This is a genomic window from Psychrilyobacter atlanticus DSM 19335, assembly GCF_000426625.1.
In the GTDB taxonomy this organism is placed as follows: domain Bacteria; phylum Fusobacteriota; class Fusobacteriia; order Fusobacteriales; family Fusobacteriaceae; genus Psychrilyobacter; species Psychrilyobacter atlanticus.
The window spans coordinates 1331226-1357334 of sequence record NZ_KE384547.1 but is presented as its reverse complement, the minus strand read 5'-3'; the positions used below and the strand labels follow the sequence as shown (position 1 = coordinate 1357334).

The 26109-nt window shown below is 31.1% G+C and carries 33 protein-coding genes and 2 riboswitches; of the genes, 23 read left to right on the top strand and 10 right to left on the bottom strand.

Annotation, left to right across the window (positions count from 1 at the left end; all coding sequences use genetic code 11):
- The first annotated feature begins 86 nt into the window (after window positions 1–86).
- The 10 genes from ilvA (at window position 87) to K337_RS20360 (ending at window position 5512) form a co-directional block, all read left to right on the top strand.
- Window positions 87–1295, top strand: a complete 1209-nt coding sequence (ilvA, locus tag K337_RS0106910) for a threonine ammonia-lyase (protein WP_028855965.1) — start codon at window positions 87–89, stop codon at window positions 1293–1295.
- Between the two features lie 115 nt (window positions 1296–1410).
- Window positions 1411–1626, top strand: coding sequence for a hypothetical protein (locus K337_RS0106905; RefSeq protein ID WP_028855964.1), 216 nt, complete (start codon window positions 1411–1413; stop codon window positions 1624–1626).
- A gap of 43 nt (window positions 1627–1669) precedes the next feature.
- Window positions 1670–2023: a zinc-ribbon domain-containing protein gene (locus tag K337_RS0106900; protein WP_028855963.1), complete on the top strand. Its 354-nt coding sequence runs from the start codon at window positions 1670–1672 to the stop codon at window positions 2021–2023.
- Between the two features lie 131 nt (window positions 2024–2154).
- Window positions 2155–2793, top strand: a complete 639-nt coding sequence (locus tag K337_RS0106895; RefSeq protein WP_037029238.1) for a histidine phosphatase family protein — start codon at window positions 2155–2157, stop codon at window positions 2791–2793.
- A gap of 179 nt (window positions 2794–2972) precedes the next feature.
- On the top strand, window positions 2973–3401 hold the full coding sequence (gene rpiB, locus K337_RS0106890) for a ribose 5-phosphate isomerase B (RefSeq protein ID WP_028855961.1): 429 nt from the start codon (window positions 2973–2975) through the stop codon (window positions 3399–3401).
- A gap of 29 nt (window positions 3402–3430) precedes the next feature.
- Window positions 3431–3778 carry a histidine triad nucleotide-binding protein gene (locus tag K337_RS0106885; RefSeq protein ID WP_028855960.1) on the top strand — a complete coding sequence of 116 codons (348 nt, stop codon included), beginning with the start codon at window positions 3431–3433 and terminating at the stop codon, window positions 3776–3778.
- Window positions 3779–4123: 345 nt separating this feature from the next.
- On the top strand, window positions 4124–4264 hold the full coding sequence (locus K337_RS19555) for a zinc ribbon-containing protein (protein ID WP_084140808.1): 141 nt from the start codon (window positions 4124–4126) through the stop codon (window positions 4262–4264).
- Between the two features lie 139 nt (window positions 4265–4403).
- The gene (locus K337_RS0106875; RefSeq protein ID WP_028855959.1) at window positions 4404–4913 is read left to right on the top strand and encodes an NUDIX hydrolase; all 510 of its coding nucleotides are present in this window, start codon (window positions 4404–4406) and stop codon (window positions 4911–4913) included.
- A gap of 21 nt (window positions 4914–4934) precedes the next feature.
- Window positions 4935–5360 carry a VOC family protein gene (locus tag K337_RS0106870; protein WP_037029236.1) on the top strand — a complete coding sequence of 142 codons (426 nt, stop codon included), beginning with the start codon at window positions 4935–4937 and terminating at the stop codon, window positions 5358–5360.
- 23 nt (window positions 5361–5383) lie between these two features.
- Window positions 5384–5512, top strand: coding sequence for a hypothetical protein (locus tag K337_RS20360; RefSeq protein ID WP_281168327.1), 129 nt, complete (start codon window positions 5384–5386; stop codon window positions 5510–5512).
- 402 nt (window positions 5513–5914) lie between these two features.
- Here K337_RS20360 and K337_RS0106860 read toward each other — a convergent pair whose 3' ends face one another.
- Together K337_RS0106860 and K337_RS0106855 are read right to left on the bottom strand one after the other, a co-directional pair.
- Window positions 5915–6106 (bottom strand): hypothetical protein, encoded by a 192-nt coding sequence (locus K337_RS0106860; protein WP_028855957.1) that lies wholly within the window; start codon window positions 6104–6106, stop codon window positions 5915–5917.
- Window positions 6107–6187: 81 nt separating this feature from the next.
- On the bottom strand, window positions 6188–6409 hold the full coding sequence (locus K337_RS0106855) for a hypothetical protein (protein ID WP_028855956.1): 222 nt from the start codon (window positions 6407–6409) through the stop codon (window positions 6188–6190).
- 257 nt (window positions 6410–6666) lie between these two features.
- Window positions 6667–6749, top strand: a riboswitch (cyclic di-GMP riboswitch).
- 85 nt (window positions 6750–6834) lie between these two features.
- On the opposite strand from K337_RS0106855, the gene K337_RS19785 reads away from it, so the two are divergent.
- From K337_RS19785 to K337_RS0106820, 7 genes are all read left to right on the top strand, one after another.
- Window positions 6835–6975, top strand: coding sequence for a hypothetical protein (locus tag K337_RS19785; protein ID WP_156877333.1), 141 nt, complete (start codon window positions 6835–6837; stop codon window positions 6973–6975).
- 49 nt (window positions 6976–7024) lie between these two features.
- Window positions 7025–7171, top strand: coding sequence for a hypothetical protein (locus K337_RS19780; protein ID WP_156877332.1), 147 nt, complete (start codon window positions 7025–7027; stop codon window positions 7169–7171).
- A gap of 202 nt (window positions 7172–7373) precedes the next feature.
- Complete coding sequence (locus tag K337_RS17865; protein ID WP_051251647.1) at window positions 7374–7979, top strand: pentapeptide repeat-containing protein; 606 nt, start codon at window positions 7374–7376, stop codon at window positions 7977–7979.
- Between the two features lie 793 nt (window positions 7980–8772).
- A complete protein-coding gene (locus K337_RS17860) occupies window positions 8773–10311 on the top strand; it encodes an alanine/glycine:cation symporter family protein (protein ID WP_051251646.1) in 1539 nt (512 codons plus the stop codon).
- A gap of 275 nt (window positions 10312–10586) precedes the next feature.
- Complete coding sequence (locus tag K337_RS0106830; protein WP_037029234.1) at window positions 10587–11138, top strand: GNAT family N-acetyltransferase; 552 nt, start codon at window positions 10587–10589, stop codon at window positions 11136–11138.
- 198 nt (window positions 11139–11336) lie between these two features.
- On the top strand, window positions 11337–11528 hold the full coding sequence (locus K337_RS0106825) for a hypothetical protein (protein ID WP_028855954.1): 192 nt from the start codon (window positions 11337–11339) through the stop codon (window positions 11526–11528).
- Window positions 11529–11548: 20 nt separating this feature from the next.
- Window positions 11549–12019: a YbaK/EbsC family protein gene (locus K337_RS0106820; RefSeq protein ID WP_028855953.1), complete on the top strand. Its 471-nt coding sequence runs from the start codon at window positions 11549–11551 to the stop codon at window positions 12017–12019.
- 100 nt (window positions 12020–12119) lie between these two features.
- On the opposite strand, the gene lpdA is transcribed toward K337_RS0106820, so the two are convergent.
- From lpdA to lipB, 6 genes are all read right to left on the bottom strand, one after another.
- Window positions 12120–13487, bottom strand: a complete 1368-nt coding sequence (gene lpdA / locus K337_RS0106815; protein ID WP_028855952.1) for a dihydrolipoyl dehydrogenase — start codon at window positions 13485–13487, stop codon at window positions 12120–12122.
- Window positions 13488–13498: 11 nt separating this feature from the next.
- A complete protein-coding gene (locus tag K337_RS0106810) occupies window positions 13499–14734 on the bottom strand; it encodes a dihydrolipoamide acetyltransferase family protein (protein WP_028855951.1) in 1236 nt (411 codons plus the stop codon).
- Between the two features lie 21 nt (window positions 14735–14755).
- On the bottom strand, window positions 14756–15733 hold the full coding sequence (locus tag K337_RS0106805) for an alpha-ketoacid dehydrogenase subunit beta (RefSeq protein WP_028855950.1): 978 nt from the start codon (window positions 15731–15733) through the stop codon (window positions 14756–14758).
- A complete protein-coding gene (pdhA, locus tag K337_RS0106800; RefSeq protein ID WP_028855949.1) occupies window positions 15733–16815 on the bottom strand; it encodes a pyruvate dehydrogenase (acetyl-transferring) E1 component subunit alpha in 1083 nt (360 codons plus the stop codon). Before pdhA ends, K337_RS0106805 begins: the two co-directional genes overlap by 1 nt.
- Window positions 16816–16829: 14 nt before the next feature.
- On the bottom strand, window positions 16830–17675 hold the full coding sequence (lipA, locus tag K337_RS0106795; RefSeq protein ID WP_028855948.1) for a lipoyl synthase: 846 nt from the start codon (window positions 17673–17675) through the stop codon (window positions 16830–16832).
- A 245-nt stretch (window positions 17676–17920) separates the two neighbouring features.
- Entirely contained in the window at window positions 17921–18547 is a 627-nt protein-coding gene (gene lipB / locus K337_RS17855) for a lipoyl(octanoyl) transferase LipB (RefSeq protein WP_037029232.1), read from the bottom strand.
- Between the two features lie 250 nt (window positions 18548–18797).
- Here lipB and K337_RS0106785 point away from each other — a divergent pair, with 250 nt between their 5' ends.
- The 5 genes from K337_RS0106785 to K337_RS0106765 are packed head-to-tail and all read left to right on the top strand — an operon-like array spanning window position 18798 to window position 22612.
- Window positions 18798–19685 carry an RnfABCDGE type electron transport complex subunit D gene (locus K337_RS0106785; protein ID WP_051251645.1) on the top strand — a complete coding sequence of 296 codons (888 nt, stop codon included), beginning with the start codon at window positions 18798–18800 and terminating at the stop codon, window positions 19683–19685.
- Entirely contained in the window at window positions 19686–20288 is a 603-nt protein-coding gene (locus K337_RS0106780) for an FMN-binding protein (protein ID WP_028855946.1), read from the top strand.
- Window positions 20281–20886 (top strand): NADH:ubiquinone reductase (Na(+)-transporting) subunit D, encoded by a 606-nt coding sequence (locus K337_RS0106775; protein ID WP_028855945.1) that lies wholly within the window; start codon window positions 20281–20283, stop codon window positions 20884–20886. Before K337_RS0106780 ends, K337_RS0106775 begins: the two co-directional genes overlap by 8 nt.
- Before the next feature lie 10 nt (window positions 20887–20896).
- A complete protein-coding gene (locus K337_RS0106770) occupies window positions 20897–21490 on the top strand; it encodes an NADH:ubiquinone reductase (Na(+)-transporting) subunit E (RefSeq protein ID WP_028855944.1) in 594 nt (197 codons plus the stop codon).
- A 15-nt stretch (window positions 21491–21505) separates the two neighbouring features.
- On the top strand, window positions 21506–22612 hold the full coding sequence (locus tag K337_RS0106765; RefSeq protein WP_028855943.1) for an NADH:ubiquinone reductase (Na(+)-transporting) subunit F: 1107 nt from the start codon (window positions 21506–21508) through the stop codon (window positions 22610–22612).
- Window positions 22613–22677: 65 nt separating this feature from the next.
- Here K337_RS0106765 and K337_RS0106760 read toward each other — a convergent pair whose 3' ends face one another.
- Window positions 22678–23181, bottom strand: coding sequence for a hypothetical protein (locus K337_RS0106760; protein WP_028855942.1), 504 nt, complete (start codon window positions 23179–23181; stop codon window positions 22678–22680).
- 641 nt (window positions 23182–23822) lie between these two features.
- On the opposite strand from K337_RS0106760, the gene K337_RS0106750 reads away from it, so the two are divergent.
- Entirely contained in the window at window positions 23823–24743 is a 921-nt protein-coding gene (locus K337_RS0106750) for a 2-thiouracil desulfurase family protein (RefSeq protein WP_156877330.1), read from the top strand.
- Window positions 24744–25130: 387 nt separating this feature from the next.
- A riboswitch (cyclic di-GMP riboswitch) is annotated at window positions 25131–25206 on the bottom strand.
- Between the two features lie 55 nt (window positions 25207–25261).
- Here the strand turns inward: K337_RS0106750 and K337_RS0106745 are convergent.
- Window positions 25262–25942 (bottom strand): RAMP superfamily CRISPR-associated protein, encoded by a 681-nt coding sequence (locus tag K337_RS0106745; protein WP_028855940.1) that lies wholly within the window; start codon window positions 25940–25942, stop codon window positions 25262–25264.
- Window positions 25943–26109: the final 167 nt, after the last annotated feature.

Below are 26109 nucleotides of genomic sequence, written 5' to 3'. Positions count from 1 at the left end.
ACGAAAAATGTTGCATTTTTTTAACCTTTAGTTATATAATAGTTTTAAGGAGTTTAATACTAAAAAATTATTCGGGGGATTTAATTATGCATAAAGTAAGATTAGAAGATATTCAAATGGCACAAAAAGTTTTAAAACCGGTTATAAAGGACACATGTTTATTAGAGTGTAAGGAATTAAGTAAGATAACAGGTGGAAATGTTTATTTAAAGACAGAAAACCTTCAGTTAACGGGATCATTTAAGATTAGAGGAGCTTTTAATAAGATAAGCAACCTAAGTGAGGCAGAAAAAGCAGCCGGTGTAATTGCATCTTCAGCTGGAAATCATGCTCAAGGGGTAGCACTTAGTGCAACTAAATTAGGAATAAAATCAACTATAGTGATGCCAGAAATCGCACCACTAGCAAAAGTAGCAGCAACTAAAAACTTTGGTGCAGAGGTAGTATTACACGGTTCTGTATATGATGATGCCTATGCAAAAGCCTGTGAGATCCAAAAAGAAACAGGAGCTACATTCTTACACCCATTCGATGATAAGTTTGTAATTGCAGGACAAGGAACTATCGGATTAGAGATCTTAGATCAATTAGAAGATGTAGATGTAGTTCTTGTACCGATTGGTGGAGGAGGAATCTTAGCTGGAATCTCTACTGCTATAAAAGCTATCAAGCCAAGTGTAAAAATAATTGGTGTAGAAGCAGCTCATGCACCTTGTATGAAGAGTGCAATTGAAAAAGGTGAAGTTTATACAATCGATTCAAAAGCTACAATAGCAGATGGAATTGCTGTAAGAAGAGCTGGAGAGTTAACTTATGAGATCATCAAGGAAAATGTAGATGAATTCGTAACTGTTACAGAAGCTGAGATAGCAAGAGCCGTATTATTATTATTAGAAAAAGGTAAGATAGTAGCAGAGGGAGCTGGAGCAGTATCAGTAGCAGCACTTTTAAACAGCGACTTAGATCTTAAAGGTAAAAATATAGTATCTGTAATATCTGGTGGAAACTTAGATGTTAATCTTATGGAAAGAATCATCAACAAAGCCTTAATTGGTGAAAACAGAAGATATACATTAAAAGTAAAATTAGTGGATAAAGCTGGGGAGATGACTAAATTATTAGGATTAATAGCTGAATTAAAGGCTAATATCTTAACTTTAAATCAAACAATGTATAAAAATTCCCTTGCAATTGGTGAGCAGGAAGTAAAACTTACACTGGAAACTTTTGATAAGGAACATACTGATAAAATTGTAGAAAAATTAACAGAAGAAGGATATGAAATATTAGGTTAATTAGAAGTTGATATAGTATCAAAAAGACCCAATATATTGGGTCTTTTTTTAGAATTATTTTTAAAGTTTTGAAGATCTTATAATAAAACTAATTACCGTATAAGGAGGAAGATAGATGGCGGAGCTTAGGATACCCAGGGAAGAGGAGAGGAGAGAGCTGGAAAGGCATTATGAATGCGTAAGAAAAGGGTGTATATATGTAGAAGCACTCTTATCTGTGAGTTATAGTATGTTCAGCAGTACTGCTGTTCCAAGAGTGAGATGTACAAGTGGTAATTTTTATTTGAATCCTGAGAGTAAGATTTGTGGTAATTTTTGTCAGTCGTTATAATTTGAGTTATAATAGAGAAAATTATAGATGAGTTGGAGGAAAGATGTTTTTTATAGGAGTTTTTGGAATTGGACAAAAAAGAAAAATACTTAAAGAAGTAAAGTTTAAATGTACAGGATGCATGGAAGAAAAGGCGGTTTTAATTCAACAAAGTAAAAGTTTTGATTTGTTTTTTATTCCTGTATATCATTGGGATAAAGTATATTTAATAAACTGTTTGTCGTGTGGAAGTTTATATAGAGTCAAAGAAGAAAAAATCAATAAAATAATTGAGAGTTCTAAGGTAGAATATGATGATATAGAAGATATTATCTATGAGCAAGTTAGCTGTCCAATGTGTGGCAACAGAATAGATAAAAGTTTTAAATATTGTCCAAAATGTGGAAAGGAATTATAAAAAAACTTATAAAAATCTAAATTATGCTTATCTGGATGAAACGTTGCGTTAGGTTACTTTTTTAGATAGAGTGACAAAATAAAAAAAAACTTATATAATATAAGAAATAATTTATAAGAAAGGGAGTAAGTATGTTAAGAATACATTTTGTTAGACATGGACAGACCGAATGGAACGTTATAAAAAAATTACAGGGGCATCTTAATTCGCCATTGACCGAGGAGGGAGTAGATCAGACAGAACTTCTCTATGAAAAGCTAAAATATGTTGATTTCAATAAGATCTATACCAGCCCCCAAGGAAGAGCACTTCATACTGCGAGAATCTTAAAGGGAAAAAAAGATATAGAGATTCTGGAATTGCAAGAGATTATGGAGATGGGATTTGGAGATGTAGAAGGTCTGGAAAAAGAAAAATTTAAAGAGAAACATCCAGAAGCTTTTATGAATTTATGGACTGATGCTGTAAAATATAATCCCAATGATTTTTCTGGAGAATCTTTTATAGAGGTAGAAAAAAGAGCTATAGAAGGGCTAGGTAAATTAGTGGATGAAAATAAAACAGGAGATATCATGGTAGTCAGTCATGGGATGATATTGAAGGTTATATTTGGTTATGTATTAGGTCATGGTTTGGATAAATTCTGGATAGATCCGGTACCTCAAAATACCAGTGTGACAACTATAAGTTATAGTGCCGGTAAATTTAAGATGGAAAATTTTTCTAATATAGATCATTTAGAAAATGTAGAAGAAATAAGCTATATATAGCAATGTGACGTTGCAACAATTAAATTAATAAAAAATAATCTAAAAGTCCGATAATTAAATGATATAAATTTTAAATTAAAAATAATAAAATCAAACCTAGAAAAAATAAGGTATATAGAATATAATAAGACGATAATTTTTTTATAATTATAAATAAATATAAGAGGAAGGTATAAGAAATGAAAATAGCTATTGGTAGTGATCACGGTGGATTCGAATTAAAGGAAAAAGTAATAAAATTTTTAACAGGGAATGGATATGAAATTTTAGATCTAGGATGTAATTCTATAGATTCTGTAGATTATCCTAAATATGGAAGATTAGTAGGAGAAGCAGTAGTTGAAAAAAAAGCCGATAAAGGAATTGTAATCTGTGGAACTGGAATAGGGATATCTATTGCTGCAAATAAAGTGAAGGGTGTAAGAGCTGCACTATGCACAAATACAACAATGGCTAGATTAACTCGTGAACATAATGATGCTAACGTATTATCTATGGGTGCAAGAATGGTAGGAGATATCTTAGCTTTAGAGATGGTAGATGTTTTCTTAACTACTGAATTTGAAGGTGGAAGACACCAGAAAAGAATAGATCAATTAGAAGGGTAGATAAAGTTTATATTTAGGAGGTAGAGTTTATGAGTACATTATTTACAAAAATAATTAACAGAGAAATTCCGGCATCCATAGTATATGAAACGGAGAAGGTGATTGCTTTTAATGATATCAATCCCCAAGCACCGGTTCATGTTTTGGTAGTTCCTAAAAAAGAAATACCTACATTAAATGATATTGAAGCAAAAGACTGTGAATATCTAATGGAGATGTATAAGGCTATAAAGGAAATTACTAAAGATTTAAAGATTGCAGAGGATGGATATAGAGTAATAACCAATTGCAATAGCCACGGGGGGCAGGAAGTCTTTCATTTACACTTTCATATCTTAGGTGGAGAAGCATTAGGTTCTATGGTATCTTCAAAGTAATAACATTGAGACAGAAAAAATCAGATTTTTATATCTGATTTTTTTTATGTATTTATTTTCCTTTTTAAATCTGTAGAAGTCTTGTCACTTTGAATTTAATTTTTTTAATAATTATTAGTTTTTTTAAATTTAAATATTTACTTTTATTGGTATGTAATGTATAATCCCTCGGGAGAGAGTTATGTTTATATAGAAACAGGTAAAAGTCAGTTTTTAGGAACTGTCTTTCTTGTTTTTAAATCTAGTATTCTTAAAAAAAAACAATAAATTTAGTGCTTTTTTAAGTGTTTTGATGTATACTCGTAGGGTAAAGAAATTATGATTTTTTTTAGGAGGTGAAATCCTATGTATGTCGCAGGTGAAAAACCAGGTTTAGGTACCTATATGTGCATGATGTGTCACTTGGAACTTATAACAGAGACTGACAATGAGGAATTGCCAAGATGTCCAGATTGTGAAGGTGGAATCTATAAAAAGGTGGATTAGTCCGCCTTTTTATTTACCTTTTTTACCTGAATTTTCTTTAATAGTTTTATTACACTTGGTTCTTTTACAGTATAATTAAATAAAGGAAATTAATAGCTGTAAAAGAAAATAAAGTTTTGATATGGTTAAAGGGGGAACGATGAAAAAAAAGTGGCATAAACATTATGGTGTCTATGGAATAGTTTATGAAAATTCTAAAATGTTATTGATAAATAAAGTAAAAGGACCGTATATTAATAGATTTGATCTGCCAGGGGGAAGTTTAACTGAAGATGAATCTATTATTCAACATCTAAAAAGAGAATTTATAGAAGAAACAGGTTATGAAATAGAAGTTTTAGAACATCTAGGAATACAAGATTTTAAAATCAAAGAAGCATATTTACACTATCAATTTATTCATCATATAGCTATATTTTATTCAGTAAAATTAAAAGAAAAAGTTAGAGATATCTCCAATGAAATTAATGTTTATGGAAACAACGAAATCAATGATTCCGCTGGGATATGCTGGAAAAATCTAAATGAGCTGTCAATTGAAAATTCATCTCCACTTGTAATGAAAATATTATCAGAAGAGAAAATAAATTTTAATAATAAAGATTTTCCCAGTGATTTAATAAAATATGATAGCTGGAAAAGAAAATAAATTTCAATAAGGAGGATATCAATGGAAATATCAAAACAACCAATATTTAAAAATATAGACTGTGTGCAATTTTATATTCCTAATTTAGAAGATGGATTAAAATATTATTGCAATAAACTTGGATTGAAAATTATATGGAAATCCGATTCAGCGATAGGTCTTGGAATGTGTGAAGGAATAGCAGAAATTGTTATTCAAAATGAGCGAAAGGCACAAGAAATTGACATTAAAGTAGAATCAGTGATAGATACAATTGTAGAAATAAAAAGAGCAGGTGGAGAAATTATATGTGGACCTTTTGATATAAAAATAGGTAAATGTGCTGTTGTAAAAGACCCTTGGGGTAATCAATATGTAATATTAGATGCTACAAAAGGTATTTTTATTACTGATGGTGAAGGGAATATTGTTGGACAAAGCACTACCTCAATCAAAAATATTGGTTAATTGGATTCAATAAGGGGTTATTAATGGGATATAAAGGTAATTTAATTAATAAACTATGGAGTTTATTTGATGAAAGAAAGTATTTAGAAGCAAGAGAGTTGTTTCACGATAAATGTAAAGTAATTCTTGAAAGCAGTAGAGAAATTTTTTAAATATATTCGATTAGGCGGACCTCCTAAAATAAGTCACTGTTGCAGTTATATTTATGAGTATATAAAAAAAACTCTTAAAATAGTCATTTAAGAGCCTTCTTTATACAATGGTTATAATGACTTCCCTTGGGGAGGGAGCAGCATTAAACTAACACTACAATACTCATTACATTTATATTGTATAGTTGTTTAGAGAGAAAAACAACTTAAACGTTATCGACATTAATTAAGATTATTAATGGTATTAATTAAATTAAGTAGATAAGGAGCGATATTATAAGGTCTCAGGCAAAGAGTCTCAAGTAACGGTATTTTAGAAAAATAGAAGGTGGAGGAGTTAATAGGTGAGAGAAAACTTTCAAGAATAATAAAAAGAGCTACTTAGTAGCTCTTTTTATTATTTTAAGAGAATATATTGCAAGATTTACAGACAGAAGCCTTTTTAAATCCTTTAGATATAGCGTTTACCAATGCCACATCCAAATCCCTATAGATCCCTAGATAAAGATTATTTTCAGTAGGTATATGATTACAATTAGATTGGTGTATTTTGTAAGTTTTAGTATCAATATAAAAATCAATATAATAGATCATAGAAGTCACCTCCTTTTTCGTCCTAAAATTATAGCATGAAAGTTACAAAATTGTAAACTAAATAAAGGAGGTATTTCAAAGTTACCAGCCTATTGAAGTACAACAACAGGAAGAGGATCTAGCATTAATATAGCCTCTAGAGATTCCACTCATTATGACAGATTCTAAATTTTTATGAAATCCTAAATTAGTATAAAATTTAAAATCAGCATAAAAAGCTGAAGATATTCCAAGTTGTTTTGGTAATATAGAACATTTAGCTGAGTGAATCTCTTGAGTTTTAGTGTTGATGAAAAAGTGCATAATTAATCCCCCTGTGTTATAGTTTTAGAAATTATAACATAAAAATTAAAAAAATGAAGATAAATTTAAGATTTAATTAATAAAACTAAATTTTAACTAAGATTTTAGAAGAGTATCTCCAAATCAATGAGAAAGTGATAAAAAGATCGAGAAATCCCCTTTGATACAATTCAATAAAAGAATTATTTAATGTTTTTTTAGTTGAAAAAAATAAATTGATATGATAACATAATTAGAATTGTAATTAAAAAATTGAATTCTGAAAAAGGCAAAATAGGGGAAATCCTATGACGCAAAACTTAAGGGTCTAAGTCTATAGATATGACAGCCAGTTGCCAAAACTTTTTTAGAGAGATGCTATTTTAAAAAATAATATAGCCTCTTTTTTATTTACATAATTTTAAAACTAAAAAAGGTGGTGAATGGTGGATATTGATTTAATTAATCGTTTGAAATATCAGATTCTAAAAAAGTATAAAGATCAAGAAGGAGTTAATGAATTAATTTTTATTTTAGAAAATTTAGAGAAAAAAATAAAAAACTTAGAAAAAGAAATAAATAAATAGTGAAAATGATGCCTGATACTTTGTAATTTTTATTTGTAGGTGTGAAATTATGGCAAAGAAAAAAATATTATGTTTAAAATGTAAAAGAGAATTTGAAACAGAGCTAGATTCTAATGGGATTCCATATAAAAAGATTTGTCCATTATGTAAAAAGAATAGAGTAAGTTATGCGAGAGGAGTAATCGGTAAAATTTAGCCTGAAGAAATATCAATTTATAAAAACAGAATTATAAATACTCTGTTTTTTTTATTTTTTTGATGAAATTAAAGAAACCCATTAAATTTAGACTTTCAACGTTTGAAGAAAAATGGTATACTAATTCTTAATTTTGTGAAAAAAATAGAGAGGAAGAAATTTATGGGGAAATATTCTAAAAAAAATTAAAAAGGAGGTTTTTATGTTACAGTCTAGGGATTTAAGTGGGGATTTGAGGAAAGCAAATTTACGTAATGCAGATCTAAGTTATGTTAATCTAAGAAATCTGGATTTGAGTTATGCTGATTTACGTAATACTGATTTACGTAATGCAAATTTAACTAATGTAAACTTAACTTGTGCTGATCTGCGTGATATCAATTTAGCGGATACTCATTTTATTTATGCCGACTTAAGCTATGCAAATTTATCCGGTGTTGATTTTAATAATACAGATTTAAGTTATACAAATTTACGTAACGCAAATTTATCCGGTGCAAAATTAACTGCTAATATTTTACGTGGTGCAAATTTATGTGGTGTAAATTTAACTAACGCTGATTTAGCCAATACTAATTTAACCGGAACTAATTTAACTAGAGCAAATTTAGTTCTTGCTAACTTGAGTAACTCTGACTTAAGTAATTCAAATTTAAGGAGTGCCGATTTAAGTGGTGCGAATTTAAGGAATGCCGATTTAAGGAATGTAAATTTAAGAGACGCCGATTTAAGTGGTGCAAACTTAAGTGGTGTAAATTTAAGTGGTGCTGATCTAATCGGTGCCAAGTTTGATGTTGTTGTCGAATAAATATCTAAAGATATCCTTTTATTAGTTTTATCTGCAGTTTTTCTGAATTTTGTTCACGATAATTAGAATGTTTTAATTAAAAATAGTAATGTAAGCATAAAAACAAATTCTTATTTGTTTTCACAGGGTCATCTAGAAAAGGAAGGGAATAAAAAACGAAAGAAAAAATTAAAAGTTTATTATAATTGTATTAGAATAGTATTAGAATACGACAATAAAAAAACAATTAATGAACGCTCAAAATTTGTTATTTATTTCACTAATCAGAGAATAGGACCACCTTTTTAAATACTTTAGTATCATTTTAAAATACAGTATTAGAGATGATTTTTAAATTAATAAAAGTTTCTTATACCGGATTAAATTGAATATATGTATATTAGGTTATAGTAATAACTGATAAGCTATAGAGTGTTTTATAAGAAATAACCGCTAAACTAAAATATCGATTGATAAATCTATCTGAAATCTAAAAAATATAAATCTAAAAAAAATTTGGAAATTCAAAATTTAAAATCAAAATATTCCAGATGGTACAGTTAATTTCTTTGCTTGTGCTATTTTAAAACGTTATAATATCTAAATTCAAATTTTAATATTTCTAAGTTTAATTTCTTCGTTTAATTTTGATAAAAAATTCACTTTTTATAACGTTTAAAACGAAAAAAAGCGAACAAAAACAGGAATAGCTGTTCGTTTTTAGCTTTGACATCTATGAAAAGTGATGCTAAACTTTTATTTAGTAAACAAATAAAGTTTAGATTTATTGTACGAAATTACTTTGGAGGTTTTAATGGAAGTTATAATTAATGGGTTAAATAGTATTGTTTGGTCACCGGTGCTTGTATATCTTTGTTTAGGTGCAGGGTTGTTTTTTACTTTAAAAACAAGTGGTGTTCAATTTATGATGATTAAAGAGATGATAAGATTACTATTGGGAAAAGATGTTCAAGGTAGAGAGAAATCAGAAAATTCAATAAGTGGATTTGAAGCCATGTGTATGTCTGTATCCGGAAGGGTAGGAACTGGAAATATTGCAGGAGTAGCTACAGCCATAGCATTAGGAGGACCTGGGTCGATATTCTGGTTATGGGTGATTTCATTGTTAGGGGCTGCATCATCATATGTGGAATCTACATTGGGACAATTATATAAAGAAAAATTTGAAGGTGGATATAGAGGAGGACCTGCTTATTACTTTAAAAAAGGGTTATTAGGCGGGAAAACTTGGTATGGAAATTTATTTGCAATGTCTACAGTGTTAGCTATGTTGATATGTATGCCGTCTACTCAATCAAATGTAATCGCAGGAAGTTTAAAGACAGCAGTAGGAGTTCCTCAATGGATGACAGGATTAATTATTGTAGGATTCTTAAGTGTTATTGTTTTTGGAGGAGCGAAAAGATTAGCGAAGTTTGCTGGTATAGTAGTTCCATTTATGGCAGTAATATATATCATCATTGCAGTGATAGTGCTGGCACTTAATGCCGGGGATATCATCCCATCATTAACTTTAATAGTTAAATCTGCATTTGGAAAAGAAGAAGCTTTTGCAGGAATTGCAGGTGCAGCAATATCTTGGGGTGTAAAAAGAGGTATTTATTCGAATGAAGCAGGGCAGGGAACGGGACCAGCTTCAGCAGCAGCAGCAGATACATCACATCCTGCTAAACAAGGATTGATACAAGCATTTTCTATCTATATTGACTCAATATTTGTATGTACAGCTACAGCTTTGATGATTATTATTACAGGAGCATATAAGGTCTTTGATGGAGCTACCGGTAAGACAATATTTGCAGGAAAGGGTGCAACTTCTAGTATGAGTATGGGATCAGTAGGAGCCGCTAATACATCTACAGCATTAGATATAGGTATTGGATATGGTGCATATATAGTTGCCATAGCCATAGTATTCTTTGCCTTTACTACATTATTAGCATTTTTCTGGAATGGAGATACAGCGTTAGTATATTTAACTAAGGGTAGTGAAAAAGGTAAAAAAGTCAGATTTGTTTCAAAGTTAGTATATCTTGGATTTACATTTTCAGGTTCTGTAGCAGCAGGAGGAATGGCTTGGACTTTTGGAGATATAGGGATAGGAATAATGGCCTGGATAAATATAGTAGGAATTTTAATAATGCATAAACCAGCAATTGCCTGCCTGAAAGATTATAAATTAAGAATGAAAGAAAATAGAGAAGATGAGTGGGACTTTAATCCAAATAAGATTGGGATAGAAGGAAATTTTTCTGTATGGGATGAAATAAGAAGAGAGGGAAGAGACACAGTAATAGTTGAAGAAGGCGCAGCAGAACTGAAGATATCATAAGGTATAAAAAATTATGTTAGAATAATAATATTCAAAAAAATCAGGTATTTATGCCTGATTTTTTTTGAAATTAAAATATTTATAACACATATTTCATGAAGAAACAAAAGAAATAAAAAAATGTCAATGACTGACTATATATTAATCTGGATAAAATAAAAAATTATGATATACTTTTAAAGGAATTAAAAATTAGGGGGGATTATTATGAATTTATATTTTAGAAGAGCAAATGAATCTATTGAAGGTGTTATATTAAAAAATTAGGGGGTTCCATGGAACAAAATATTAAACTTAGAAAATTAATGATGAAAGATTTAGAGAGCTACTTAGAATTAAATAAGCCAGAAAGAGAACATCATAAATATAATGGGCCATATTTTGAGCAGTCAACATTAAATGAATTAGAAGAGTTAGTTGAAAACTATAGAAATAAATTTTTAAATGGGGAAGAAAATGTTAAGGCAGGAAAGATGATTGTCAACTCCGATAACGATGAATTAATCGGGGCGGTAAATTCTTATTGGAAATCTAAAGAAACATTATGGATGGAAATAGGAGTTGTTATATTTAATGAAAATTATTGGGGTAAAGGAATAGGTTATGACGCATTAAAGATGTGGATATCTGAGGTGTTTAATGAAAACCCTAAAATTGTAAGGCTCGGTCTTACAACTTGGTCAGGAAATGAGCGGATGATGAAATTATCAGAAAAATTAGGGATGAAAAAGGAAGCAACTTATAGAAAAGCCCGTATTCTAGATAATAAATATTATGATTCTGTAAGTTATGGTATCTTGAGAGAAGAGTGGGAAGAACGGATGTAAAAAACATTGAAAAAAAGCCAAGGATTATTTTCCTTGGTTTTTTTATAGAAACTTTCATAGAATTTTAACCTTTTATTTCTCTAGAATTTATAATGAAATTGTAGGTTGATTCTTTACTCTTTAGTAAGGAAAAGTTGATTTTCTTTAAATATTGTAGTATATAAAGTATTAGAATTTAAATATTTGGAGGGATTGAGAATGAAAGTATCTAGAGGACTGTTAAACAAATTAGAAGAACTGTATTCTCAATATGAAAAAGAAATTCCAAAAGCAAAAAAAGATAAATATTTTAAAGATAATCCAAAAAAAACTTATTTATTACATAATAATAATTTTATGAGATGGCTTAAACATGATCTTGAGTCGGGGGGAAATAATAAAGAAAATTAATATTAAATAGGAGGAAAATAATGAGTGTTCAGAGTGTGAAAGAATATTTTAAAGATAATAACCTGCCTTTAAAGATCATTGAAACCACAGAAGATACCTCTACTGTAGAAAAAGCAGCAAAAGCTTTAGGTGTTCAGCCAGATATGATAGCTAAAACTTTAGCGTTTGAATTGAAAGAAAAAGAAATTTTAATTTTAACTAAAGGTCGTGCCAAGACAGATAATAGAAAGTTTAAAGATTATTTTAAACAAAAACCTAAGTTTGTTAAGTATGAAAAAGTAGAAGAGGTTACGGGTCACCCTATAGGAGGCGTATGTCCCTTTGGTCTGCCTAAAAAATTAGATATATACTTGGATATATCTTTGAAGGAGTTTACCACTGTATATCCAGCTGGAGGTTCTCCTAACTCTGCTGTAGAGATAGATGTAGAATATCTGGCAGAGGTAACTAAGGGCATTTGGATAGATATTACTAAGGATGAAACGATATAATTTAAAAAATAAGGGCTTTTAAGCCCTTATTTTTTATGATCTCACATAATATTTATTTTATAGAAAGATCTATGAGTCATAGACCTTTTATAATTTTAAATTAAATATGAATGGCTTTATCCACTATCCCCATGGCGGATTCTACAACAGCTTCAGACATTGTTGGGTGAGGATGGATAGCTCGAGTGATCTCCTTGGCAGTTCCTTCTAATTCCATGGTAGTAACTATCTCACTGATCATATCAGTTGCATGACTTGCAACAATATGGACTCCTATAACTTCATCATATTTTTTAGTAGCTATTATTTTTACAAACCCCCTAGCTTCCCCTTCAGCTAGTGCTTTTCCATTAACAGATAGAGGAAATTTAGAAACTTTAATTTCATTTGGATATTGTTTTTTAGCTTCCCTTTCAGTGAGCCCTACACCTGCTACTTCTGGAAATGTATAGATACAGTAAGGGGCTTTATTATAATCTATTTTTAGATCCTCTCCAAACATGTTTTCAACTGCTATTACTCCTTCATGGGAAGCCACATGTGCTAACTGCATAATTCCATTGACATCCCCAGCAGCATAAACTCCATTTATACTGGTCTCCATCTTATTGTTTGTTTTTATGGCCCCTCTTTCAATCTCTAAATTTAAATTTTTTATTCCTTTTAAATTAGGTGCTCTTCCTATACAAACTAAAACTTTATCTCCTTCTAATTTCACTTTTTTTTCATTGGTAGTATACTCAATATAATCAGTTCCTATGTAATTTGTATTGGTGTTATAGACTATTTCTACATTTTTTTCTTCTAAAACTTCTGTGATTTCTTTGATTACATCTTTATCTAGAGCATCAAGGATCCTTCCACTTCTTTGGATTATGGTAACCTTTGTCCCCAAAGAAGCGAAGAGTATAGCGAACTCTATTCCTATTACTCCTCCTCCTATTACTGTTAATCTTTGAGGGATCTCTCTAATATTTAAAATTTCTGTACTGGTCATTAGATAGCCGCTATCTAGAGCTTCTTTTGCTCCTTCTATCTCTGGAATCCTAGCATTTGATCCTGTACAAATAAGTAAATTTTTACATACTATTTTTTTACCACCAACTTCTACTGTATTTTTATTGATGACCTTTCCTACTCCATTAAACATATCAATTTTATTTTTTTTTAGTAGAAATTCTACTCCTGCAACAAGTTTATTTACCACTTTGTCTTTTCTTTTTATAACGTTTTTCCAATTTATATTAAAGCTGCCCTCTATATCTATTCCAAATTTTTCAGCTTCTAACATGTCACTGAAAAGCCTCGATGACTTTAACATTGTTTTAGTAGGAATACACCCAACATTTAAACAAACTCCTCCATATTTATTTTTTTCTATTATAGCTACTTTCATTCCCAGTTGACTTGCTTTTATACTAGCTACATAACCTCCAGGACCTCCCCCAAGGACAATTAAGTCATACATATTTTAACCTCCTAACTAAGTAATAATAACTTTGGATTTTCTAGATAAGATCTAATTTCTTCAACGAACCTTCCACCGTCTGCTCCATCTATTATTCGATGATCTACTGACAGAGATATGGGGAGGATTGATCTTACCTGAATTTCTGAATCTACTATAACAGCCTGCCTATTAACTCTTCCGACCCCTAGTATAGCCACTTCTGGATATTTAATTATAGGAGTGCCTGCCTTAGCAAATTTCCCAAAATTACTCACAGTGAATGTTCCACCTGTTATATCTTCTATAGACAATTTTTTATCTTTAGCCCTATTACCTAAATCCTTTAATTTTTCACTTATCTCAATAATACTTAAACTAGATAAATCTTTTAATACAGGAACTACTAACCCATAGTCAGTATCCACTGCTACTCCTAAATTTACCTGCTTTTTATAGATGATTCCTTCTCCATCGATTATTGAATTAAATATGGGATATTTCTTTATCCCTAAATAAACTGCTTTCATTATGAATGGCATATAGGTTAATTTAATCCCTACCTCTTCTGATAATTCGGCCTTTAATTTTACCAATTTTTCTAAATCTATATCATCAAATAGAGTAGTATGAGGGATTTCTTTTTTTGAAATGCTTGTAGCTTTAGAGATAGCTTTCCTCACTTCTGACATCTCTTTCCTGATGTCATCATAATTTTCTGAAACTATTGATTTTGTGACTTCTGCTTTAACTACTTCTACCTTGTTGTTTAAATTATAAAACTTTTGAATATCCTCTTTCATTACTCTGCCATTTAATCCACTGCCTCTAACTTCGTTTATATCTACCTCTAAATCTTTCGCCATTCTTCTGGCTACTGGGGTTGCTAAAGATTTTCTCCTAATTATTTTCTCTTCCACTTCTTTTGTGTGGAAACTAGGAATTAATTCATTAGAAATAGTCACTTCACCTACAACACTTGCTCCTTTTTCTTCCTCTGCTACTCCTTTTACCGTCTCAGTAACATTAGCGGTATCATCATCTATAACAACGACTACATCCCCTACATTGATAATGTCATTTATCTCAAAATTAATAGCAGCAATTATACCATTAGCAGGTGAGGGTATTTCGGCATTTACTTTATCTGTTTCTACTAAAAATAAACTTTCTCCTTCTTCTACCGTGTCTCCAACTTTAAAAAAACAATCTATTACTTTTCCTTGATGGATTCCTTCTCCAATATCAGCAAATTTAAACTCAAACATTATCTCCTCCCACGTTCCATTTTAATAATTTATAAGTTCTTTTACTTTTAATTTTATTTTTTCTGGATTAATCATAAAATGTCCTTCTCCCTTTGCTAATGGGATTATAACATCATATCCCGTTAATCTAGTGGGAGGGGACTCTAAGTGCAAAAAAGCTTTTTCATTTACTATTGAGATTAATTCTGCCCCTACCCCAAAAGATCTTACAGCTTCGTGAACGACTAAAAATCTTCCTGTTTTCTTTACAGAATTTTCTATTGTTTCTTTATCAATTGGGGAGATAGTCCTTAGGTCAATTAATTCTACACTTACCCCCTCTTGTTCTAAATCTTTTACTGCTAATTGTATCTCTGGGATCATTGCACCCCATCCCACTACAGTAATATCATTTCCCTCTTTTAAAATTCTTGCTTTTCCAATAGGAACTTCATAGATCTCTTCGGGAACTTCCTGTTTGAAAGCTCTATATATCCTCTTAGGCTCTAAAAAAACAACTGGATCGGGATCTTTAATTGCAGAGACCATCAACCCCTTTGTATCATATGGATTTGACGGGACCACAACTTTTAAACCTGGAGTATGAGCTAACATTGCTTCTATACTTTCAGAATGATGTTCTAACGCTCTTATTCCTCCTCCATATGGCATTCTGACAACCATTGGTACTGTGAATCTTCCCCTGGATCTATTTCTAAACCTAGCTCCATGGACTAACAATTGATTTAATCCTGGGAATAAAAAACCTTGAAACTGTATCTCTAAAACTGGTTTCATCCCATTTATTGCCATACCTATTCCCGATCCCATGATTCCCGCTTCTGTTAGAGGAGAGTCAAAGCATCTATCCTTTCCGTACTTGGCTTGAAGTCCTTTCGTTGCTCTAAATACTCCTCCTTCAAAACCTGCATCTTCACCATAAATAACTATTTTTTTATCTTTTTCCATCATTTGATCCAAAGCTTGGTTCAACGCCTCTATATTATTTAAAGCTTTCATTAATTTTTCCCCCCTTCCAATTTTTTAGCTTCCTCATATTGTTCTTTTAAATTTTCTGTCATCTCTTCATAGGTATATTTAAAAATATCTTCTAGTGGAGTTATATTTTCCTGCTCAGCTTTTTCAAATTCTTCAAACACTGTTTTTTTACATTCATCTCGGATTTTCGCCTCATCTTCCTCAGTTAAAATTCCTTTTTCTACTAAAAAGTTTTTAGCTCTAATAATAGGATCTTTAGACATTCCATCTAGATGCTCTTCCTCAGTTCTATAGATAGTCGGATCATCTGCTGTTGTATGTGGTCCTTGCCTGTAAGTTACAGCTTCAATTAAACTTGGTCCATTTCCTGATCTGGCATTCTCTACAGCTTCTTTCGTAGCAAAATACATTGCAAATATGTCATTTCCATCTACTTTTATCGATGGGATTCCTGCTGCAATGCCCTTTTGGGCTAAGGTTTTTGCCTTTGTTTGTGATTTCACACTGGTACTTATAGCAAATTGATTATTTTGAATAATAAAAATTACTGGAGCATTTACCACACCTGCAAAGTTTATCCCTTCATAAAATTCCCCTTCAGAAGTCCCACCATCTCCTATATAAGTTACGACTACCTTATCCTCTTTAGTATATCTAAATGACATTCCAATTCCAGTTGCATGATTAAATTGAGTTCCAATTGGTACTGCAATAGGCAGCATATTTATATGGTCAGGAATCTTACTTCCCATTTCGTTTCCACACCAGTATAAAAAGATGTTTTTCATAGGTAATCCCTTATATAACCAGGCAGCATTACTTCTAAAAGCAGGAACTAACCAATCGTCGTCTCTACATGCAGCCATAGATGCTACTTGTAAGCCTTCTTGACCCAGTGTAGGAGCAAAAGTTAACATCCTTCCCTGTCTTTGAAATTTCAATGCCCATTCATCTTGGATTCTAGACAAAACCATACATCTGTACATTTTTAAAAGGAGATCACTATCAATATCCTGATAGTATCTTTCATTTACTATCTTCCCGGTCTTATCTAATATTTGGAATACTTTTCCTTCTAAAGGATTGTGGTTTTCAAAAATCATAACTCCCCCTCGTATTACTTCATTAATTTTTTTATACTATCTATGGCATTATAAGAGCTTCGAATAAATACTCCACTCTCAACAACTGGTATTCCAATTTCTAAAGCTAGTTTTTTATATAAACTAAACTTTTCCTCGGTTATATACTCAGAAACCTCTATGTGTTTCTCACTAGGGCGTAAATACTGTCCTAGTGTTAGGATGTCACAATTTATATCCTTTAAATCCTCTATAGATTCTGATAATTCACCGATAGTTTCTCCGAACCCTAACATTATTCCACTTTTAGTAATTATATTTTTATCTCTTTCTTTGACATAATTAAGTAATTCTATTGAGTTTTCGTAACTCCCTATAGGTTTTACCTTTTTATGTAGGTTTTCAATTGTTTCTATGTTGTGGTTTATTACATCTGGTTTAGCATCTATGACTATATCTATCAATTCTTTTTTTCCATTAAAATCAGGGATTAAAACCTCTATAGTAGCATCAGAAACTTTTCTTATCTCCTCTATAGTCCTTTTAAAATGTATAGCACCTTCATCGTCTAAGTCATCCCTGGTTACAGAAGTTATTACAACGTGTTTTAATCCTATTTTATTTATGATTTCTGCTATTTTCATAGGTTCATTTATATTTAGGGTTTCTCCCTTGATACTTTTATCTACAGAACAAAATCTGCAAGCTCTAGTACATTTGTTCCCTAGAATCATAAAAGTTGCCGTTTTTTTCCTGAAACATTCCCATTTATTGGGGCAATTTGCAGCCTCACAGACAGTGTTTAATAAATTTTCAGCTAAAAGTTTTTCAATTTTATTATTTTTATAAAATTTCTTACTAATCCATTCAGGCTTATCCATTCTATCCTCCTATCTAGATATTTTAATAAAAACCTTGGACACAGATAACACGGATCTAAAGGAGATAATCACAGATTAAAACCTTGGACACGAAGTACACTAAGAAAAACTAACAGAGTATAGAGCGTATTTAGATCTGTGAAAATTAAAAATCTTAATCCATAGAGATCTGTGTCAAAAATGACAGCATATGATAATTGATATGAATTTATTTTAGTGTGGAAAATAATTTACTCTCTATCATTTTAGTAGAAAACTTTGTTAAAATTCTCTACAAATTTTTCTTTGAGAATACTCATTTGCACTTTTGTATCCAACTTTTCAATTGAAGTTACACCGGCTTCCTTTATCCCACATGGAATTATTAAATCAAATAAGGTTAGATCAATATCATTGTTTAGTGCAATTCCGTGGGTTGTTATCCATCTTTTTACATGGATACCCATGGCACAAATTTTTTCTTCTCCTACCCAAACTCCTGTGTATTCTTCCTTTCTGCCGCTATCAATATTTAGTTCTTTGAGGATATTAATTACTACTTCCTCTAAGTTTCGTAAATATTTATGTAGATCTTTCCCAAATTTTTCTAAATTTAAAATAGGATAGCAAATCAATTGTCCTGGTCCGTGAAGGGTTGTTTTACCGCCTCTATTTACTTTTATGCATTTTATTCCTTTTTTATTCAGTATTTCTTCTGAAAATACCACTTCCTCACTATCTGAGGAATGAGCAGTTGTAATCACTGGATCCACTTCTAAAAATACTAAAACACCATCTATTTTCTTATTGTTTAATACATACTCATATATTTCTTCTTGTTTTTTTTGTCCTTTTTCATAGGTAATTAATCCTAAATCATGTACTTCTACCATAGCCCCTCTCCTTTTATACGCAGTAAAACAAAATATGTAGTTATCTTATTTACAGTTATCTGTAAATTTCCTTTAATTACAGCAATGAATTTCTATATTTTTAGAGGACTTTTTTTTAAAGTTGGTATTATATATCATACAGATTTCTTACATGGATTGGTTTTTTACTCAAATAGATATAGTTTTATCTTATTTGAATATTTAGGTATTATTGGTGTAGGAAAAATAATTTACTCTGGAGGTTAAAAATATGTTTCAAAAACAAGCAGTTATGAGAAAGGTTTTAATTTCTCTTACCCCTCTTTTAGTTTTTTCAATATTTTTATATGGTTTTAAAAGTATAGGGATTATTATCGTTACTTTTACCTTAGGTATATTCACCGAATGGTTGTTTGTTCGAAAAGCAAAGAAAAAAGTTAGTGAAGCCGTTCTTGTTAGTTGTTCCCTCTATGCCCTTTCTATGCCACCCTTAGTTCCATTATGGATTGTAGGGATTGGTATTATATTTGGGATTTCTTTTGGAAAGATGGTTTACGGTGGCTTTGGGAGAAATATATTTAATCCAGCTATTGTAGGGAGATTATTTATTTATATTTCTTTTCCAAATACAGTCAATCAATGGTTAAATCCAAGAAATATTGATGGTTTTGCAGGGGCAACGCCCCTTGAAATATTAAAAAATGGTGAGCTGCCATCACTTTTAAATTTATTTACTGGTTTCAAAAGTGGATCTATAGGAGAAGGGTCTATAATACTCATTTTGATTGCTTTTATTTATTTACTATTTACTAAAACTGCAAGTTATAAATCGTCTATTTCAACTATAGTTGGGTTTTTAATTATGCAGTCTATCCTTTATTTTATGGATTTAGGAGGAGCCAATCCTATTTATAGTTTATTCTCTGGTAGTATTTTATTTATTGCTGTATTTATGGTTACCGACCCTGTGTCTTCACCTAAAAAAAATAATTCATTAATTTTATATGGTTTACTCATTGGAGTTTGTACATCACTAATTAGAACTTATTCCCTCTTTAATGAAGGAACCAGTTATGCTATTTTACTAGGAAATATGTTTGCTCCATTATTTGATGAAACTATTGGAAAATTAAAGTTAAAATTAAAAGGGGGGGAATAGATGGAAAAAAATTCAATGACCTATACTGCTATTTTTTCATTTGTTATTACTTTTATACTAGTATTTTTATTGACTTTAACCCATCTTGTTACCAAGAATAGAGTTTCTGAATATAATAGAGATTATGAAATTTCCTCTATTTTAAAAGCTGTAGGTGTGAGAGTGGAAAATGGTGAGGTTCAAGAACAGTTTAAATCAATCTTTAATCTAGAACTTCCTACCGATGAAACTATGACAGCAAAAATAGATGGAGAAGATATACTGGTTAGTAAATTTTCCGGGAAAGCTCTTTGGGGGACGGTAAATGGAATTATTGCAATGGATAAAGATTTACAAATTATAAAAGGTGTCGATATTATTTCTCATAATGAAACTCCTGGTTTAGGGGGACGTATAGAAGAGGAGTGGTTTTTAAAACAATTTCAAGGAGAAACTGTCAATAAAAACACTATTAAAGTGGTACAAGGTAGTGGAGATGGAAATTATGATTCTGACGATGGAATTATCGATGGGATTGTTGGAGCTACTAGAACTAGTCACTCTATAGAAGTTATGATAAATAAAAAGATAAAAAGTCTGAAGGAGGAGGTAGGAAATGAATAAATATAAAGGCATATTAAAAGAAAATTTATGGGATAATAACCCTGTTTTTGTTCAAATCCTTGGGATTTGCTCGACACTGGCAGTTACTAATAGTTTAACAAATACATTTATAATGACTATTTCTGTAGTTTTTGTTGCTGGATTGACTAATTTTAGTGTAGCTAGCATAAAACATCTAATTCCTGGTAAAGTTCGTATGATCATACAAACTCTTATAATTTCTTTCTTTGTTATTATAGTAGATTTACTACTCCGAGCTTTCTTACCAGCTATAAGTAAATCTTTGGGGCCCTATGTAGGTTTAATCATCACTAACTGTATTATCATGGGGAGAGCCGAAGCTTTTGCTCAATCAAATAAACCTCTAATATCTCTTTGGGATGGGATTACAACAGGGATAGGATATATGTGGATTTTAATGGCTATAGCCTTTATTAGGGAACTACTTGGTTTTGGTTCACTGTTTGGGATTCAAATAATGCCAGAAGGATTTCAAACTTGGACAATAATGATTATGGCTCCAAGTGCATTTTTTATCTTAGGTGGGGTTATTTGGATAATTAATAACATCAAACTTTCAAAAGAAAGTTCAAAATAGGAGGTTTTATATGTCACCAGATATTAATCCATTAGTTTTGTTATTTGCTTCAATATTTACTAGTAATATTTTATTAGCTAACTTCTTAGGGATGTGCAGCTTTATATCAATATCTAAAGATATGGATTCTGCCAACGGTCTTGGGATGTCTGTTACTGCAGTTTTAACTATTACAACGGCTATAAATTGGGTTGTATATAAATTCATATTAATACCTTTTGGTCTTTTATATCTTAGATTTATTATTTTCATCATAATTATCGCAGCGACCGTTCAAGTTTTAGAGATGGTTATTGATCGATTTTCTCCTTCCCTCTACATGGCTTTAGGTATTTTCTTACCATTAATAACTGTTAATTGTGCTATTTTAGGAGTTGCATTATTCATGGAGATTAGAGGTTATTCATTTATACAGAGTATTGTTTTTGCTTTTGGTTCGGGCCTAGGTTGGTGGCTTGCCATCGTTTCCTTAGCAGCTATACAAAAAAAAGTTTTAAAAGCTCCTGTTCCAGAAGGGTTAAAGGGAGCAGGAATAACACTCATAACAATTGGGTTTATGGCCATGGCATTTATAGGTTTTTCCGGTATGCTTATAGTTCAATAAAAAGGAGGAGTGTCTATGGAATTTTTAATTGCACCAATTATCGTTGCACTTCTTGCTAGTCTACTCGCTCTGATTATCTCCATCGTAGATAAACATGTCAATAACTATGGAGATGTAGAAATTAATATTAATAAGGGAAAAAAGGTGATAAATACAAAGGGAGGAGATAAACTCCTAACAACTCTATCTTCAGAAGGTATTTTTATACCATCTGCCTGCGGAGGAAGGGGAAGTTGTGGGTCCTGCAAATGTGAGGTTTCTACAGATATAGGACCTATTCTTCCTACGGAAAGACCTTATTTATCCCCTGAAGAAATGAACAAAAATACAAGATTAGCGTGTCAAATCAAAGTAAAGAAAAATTTAGATATGTATATACCTGAGGAGTTATTTAATGCTAAAGAATTTTCTGGTATTGTAGAAGAGATAAATGATTTAACCTATGATATCAAGGAAGTTATAGTTTCTATAGGAGACGAATCTATTGATTTTGTTTCAGGAAGATATATACAATTAGTTGTTCCTCCATATGGGAAAATAAAAGAATATACTCAAAGAGCTTATTCTATATCTTCTAAACCCTCAGAAAAAAATAAAGTTGCCATGTTAATTCGGCTGATTCCAGATGGGATAGCTACTACATGGGTACATAACTACATGAAAGTAGGAGAAAAATTAAAACTGATAGGACCTTTTGGTGAATTTCAAAAATCAGATTGTAATTCTACTATGGTTTGTATTGCCGGGGGATCTGGTATGGCTCCGTTTAAGTCTATGTTTCATGACATGTTAGAGAAGGGTGAAATTGATAGAGAAGTTTGGTATTTTTTTGGAGCAAGGACTATAAAAGATTTATTTTTACTTAAAGAATTTCAAGAGATAGAAAAAAAATGGCCTAACTTTCACTTTATTCCTGCATTATCAAACTGTTCACCTGATGACGATTGGGATGGTGAAAAAGGTTTGATTACTGATGTTTTGGATAAATATTTAAAAACTGAAATTGATTCCTCTAAACACAGGGAAGGGTTTCTTTGTGGAAGTCCAGGGATGATAGGAGCCTGTAATAATATCCTTAATCACAATGGTATAAGAGATATTTTCTATGATAATTTTTCATAGAGAGAGTAATAAATTTAAAAATAGGACATCGAAGAATAAATCGATGTCCTATTTTATTAATAATTTTATATTTTCCTACTATCATAAGCCCAATGGAGGAGTGCCTGCCTTTGTTTGACACGGCATTCTAGATCCATAGGAATACAATTTTTTTTAACTGCTCCTAGATGTCTTTTCATAGCTTTCCATCGCTTAATTTGCCTTCTGTCCTCCTCAACCATCCTTCTGCCACAGTAGTATCTGCAATACCACTGAAACCATCCTCTAGGATCCACAGGATTTATCCACCCCTTTTCCTCCCATTTTTTTAAAGACAATGAAGCGTCTACCTTAAAAAAATTCAACTTTGGATTTTTTATCTCCGGTGAGAGCTTGGCATTTTCATACCAGGATGGGGGGAATTCATCTCTGCAATCAGTCATATATTTTCCACCGAAAACTCCTAATTCCAGCATCTCTTTGGGAGTAAGTTCTGGTTTGAATTCAGGATCAAAATTTTTACCTATAGGTTCGATCAGGTAATAATAACCGCTCTGCATCTTGTCATTGAATTGGATTTTTTTCTTCATACTCTTATCCCTCCCAGCTGTCTTTTATTTACTCCTATGTAAATTAATTTCAAATTGTTTTACAATTTTCCTTCTTTTTCTATTTATTCTTTAACTTACCTGTAGATTCTAATCTAAAAAAAATCATTATTTAAGCTCTCGTAATAGCATGAGAACGTTATAATTTCATCATATTTTTTGCTTTTTTGACATAGATTTTGTTGGACTTTATACTAGTCATAAAGATAGAAAAAATCTAGAATAACCTAATAAAAAAAGCCGTTTATTTGCCCCTGAAGGCCTGTTGAGTGACGACCCCTTATGATTTATCCTCTGTTTTCTAAAAAACGAAATAAGAGCTCCGCTCTAAGTCAATTAAATCAAGGATAGAGAGGGAGTTGGTGGATGAAGAACTCAAATATCCAGTAAGAGGTTTAATGAGCCCTTTAAGAGACTTATTATGCCTCTTAGAGGAGAAATTTTTACTGGATATTTCTAAAACAAAGATTAAATATGAGAAATCTTGATCTTTATTCTTTATTTCACTCACTTAAGTCTTCCATAGGACAAAGAAATCGAAAAAAAATTATTTTTTATAGGATTTAAACTTATTATAAGTATATTCTTTAACAGTATTAATATTTTATATGGAGGCGATTTTATTGTCATATATATTTGATCAAAAAATAAAAATTGGAATTTCAGCCTGTATGTATGGTGCAAAAGTCAGGTACAATTCAAAAGGGTATGAGATGTTAGGATACCTTAAAAGAGAAAAATCAAATTATATTTGGACCCCTGTCTGTCCCGAGGTTATGAGTGGAATGGGAGTTCCAAGACTTCCTATCAGACTTACAAGTGGAAATGGTCATGATTTTTGGAAGGGAGATGCGAAAATAAAAAATAAAAAGGGAAGAGATCTTTCATTGATGATGAAAAAAGGAGCTGAGGCTTGTTTTGAAACCTTGGAAAGAGCTCATGTAGACGCCTATATTTTTATGGAAGGAAGTCCAAGCTGTGGAGTTTATAGAACGACATTAAAAAATCAAAGGCTGGGACATCCCCCTGGAGTATTTGGGGCATTGTTATTGGAAAGGGGAATTTTTTTAATCCCAGCACAAGATCTACAGAGTCCTGTTAAATGGTGGGATTGGAGGAGAAGACTCAGTGCTTTTGTGTGGCTAAAACATAGAGAGATAAATAATTTAAAGGAACTTTATGATACATGGCACACTTTAAAATTCTTGTCACAGGAGATCGATGAAAAATTTGCAAGGGAGTTAGGGAAAAGAATAGCTGGATTTAAGATAGATCCGCCTCTAAATGTTTTAGAAGAAATAAGGTGGCAGATCTTAAATACTCTGAGAAAACCTTCCGATGTAAAAAAAGTTAAACAATGGTTGTGGAAAAACTATACTCATTTAAAAAAACATGAAGGAATTCAATTGGAGTCAGTCTGCCCTCCTGAAATTTATAGAAATATGACTAATATTGTAGAAGAGATGATAACTGTTGAAAGAGAAGTTAAAGGTAAGGATATTTTATTTGGGACTTCTCCAATTATTTATTCTCCTAGATATTAAAGAGAGGGACACTATATGGTATAGTGTCCTTTTATTTGAGTTTAAAATTTTTAGATTTCTCTACTGTCAAAAGCCCAATGTAGGAGTGTCTGCCTGTCTTTCGGTATAAAAGGAACAAAGTTTAATTTTAGGTTTTAATTTTGAAGTTTATAGTCGTTCTACTTCTCAGTAATCATCTAGCGAGTTTCGTCGAACCCACCACCCTCTCTCTTACTCTCTCTCCCTCGTAGGGAGAAAGTAACTATAATAAATAATCTATGGTATTTATTTGCTTGGTTACTCCCTACGAGGGAGCAACCTAAAAGGATGAGGGTCAGCTTGCTTCGATTTCTCTTTGTTAACCTAATCACTTCTATATTAATAAAAAAAAAATACAGGTCCCGAAAGATCTGCAACTGGCTACCATTTTAAAGGTCCTATAGCTTTGCGTCACAGGATTTCCCCTGCTTTGCTAATATTTTATGTTATTTTTAGTCATCTCTTTAGAATGTAGTAAAATTAATGTCAATTTTTAGAATTTACTTTTCTATATTCAAACTTATTTTTCCTTTATTTAAAATTTCCTGGGTTTCTGTCTTCATTTTACCATGGAATAAATAGTCATTTAAAGTATCTTTAGTTATATATTTAACCCTGTCAATATTCAATTTACACCTTCCAATTTCACCTGTTGTTTTCTGACCAAACATATCATCTTTCATAAGGTTTAATCCTATATTTATTAGATCGACCTCATAATCTTGCAAATTTTCTAGTATTATATTTAATTTAAAAGTTGAATTTTCGATGATATTATAATCAAATTTATTATTTTTTTTTCTTATTCCGACACCTCTATTTATAGTTATACCGTCATAGATAGAGTTTTTATTATTTGGTTCTATTATAAGGTCTTCTATATAGATCTTTCCTCCCACATTGTTAGAGTTTTTTCTTGTGTTGATATTTCCAAAAATTTCCTTGATATCCAAAACATGTAATTTTCTATCTTCAAGGGTAAGTCCTAAATTTACTAAAGTTTTTAATTTATATTGAAAACGATCTCTAAAGTTTGACCCGGGAATATACGCTATATTATTTAAATATTTTATAGTAGGAGAATCAAAATTTTCCTCTGGTCTATATTTCCCAATGTGTAAGGAATAGACTGATAAAGTTCCTTCTATTATATATTTATTCTGAAATTTGCTAAAATCCATTAAATCCTCCCCAATAATTTATTTCACTACAGTTATGTAGATAATTAATCTTAACATAATTTAAATTAAAATCAAATTAAATATTATTAAAAAGGAGTTAAAAAATATTTGCATTTTGGAAAAAATTAAAATTGAGAAAAATATTTTTTTTAAAAGTTGTGTGAAAA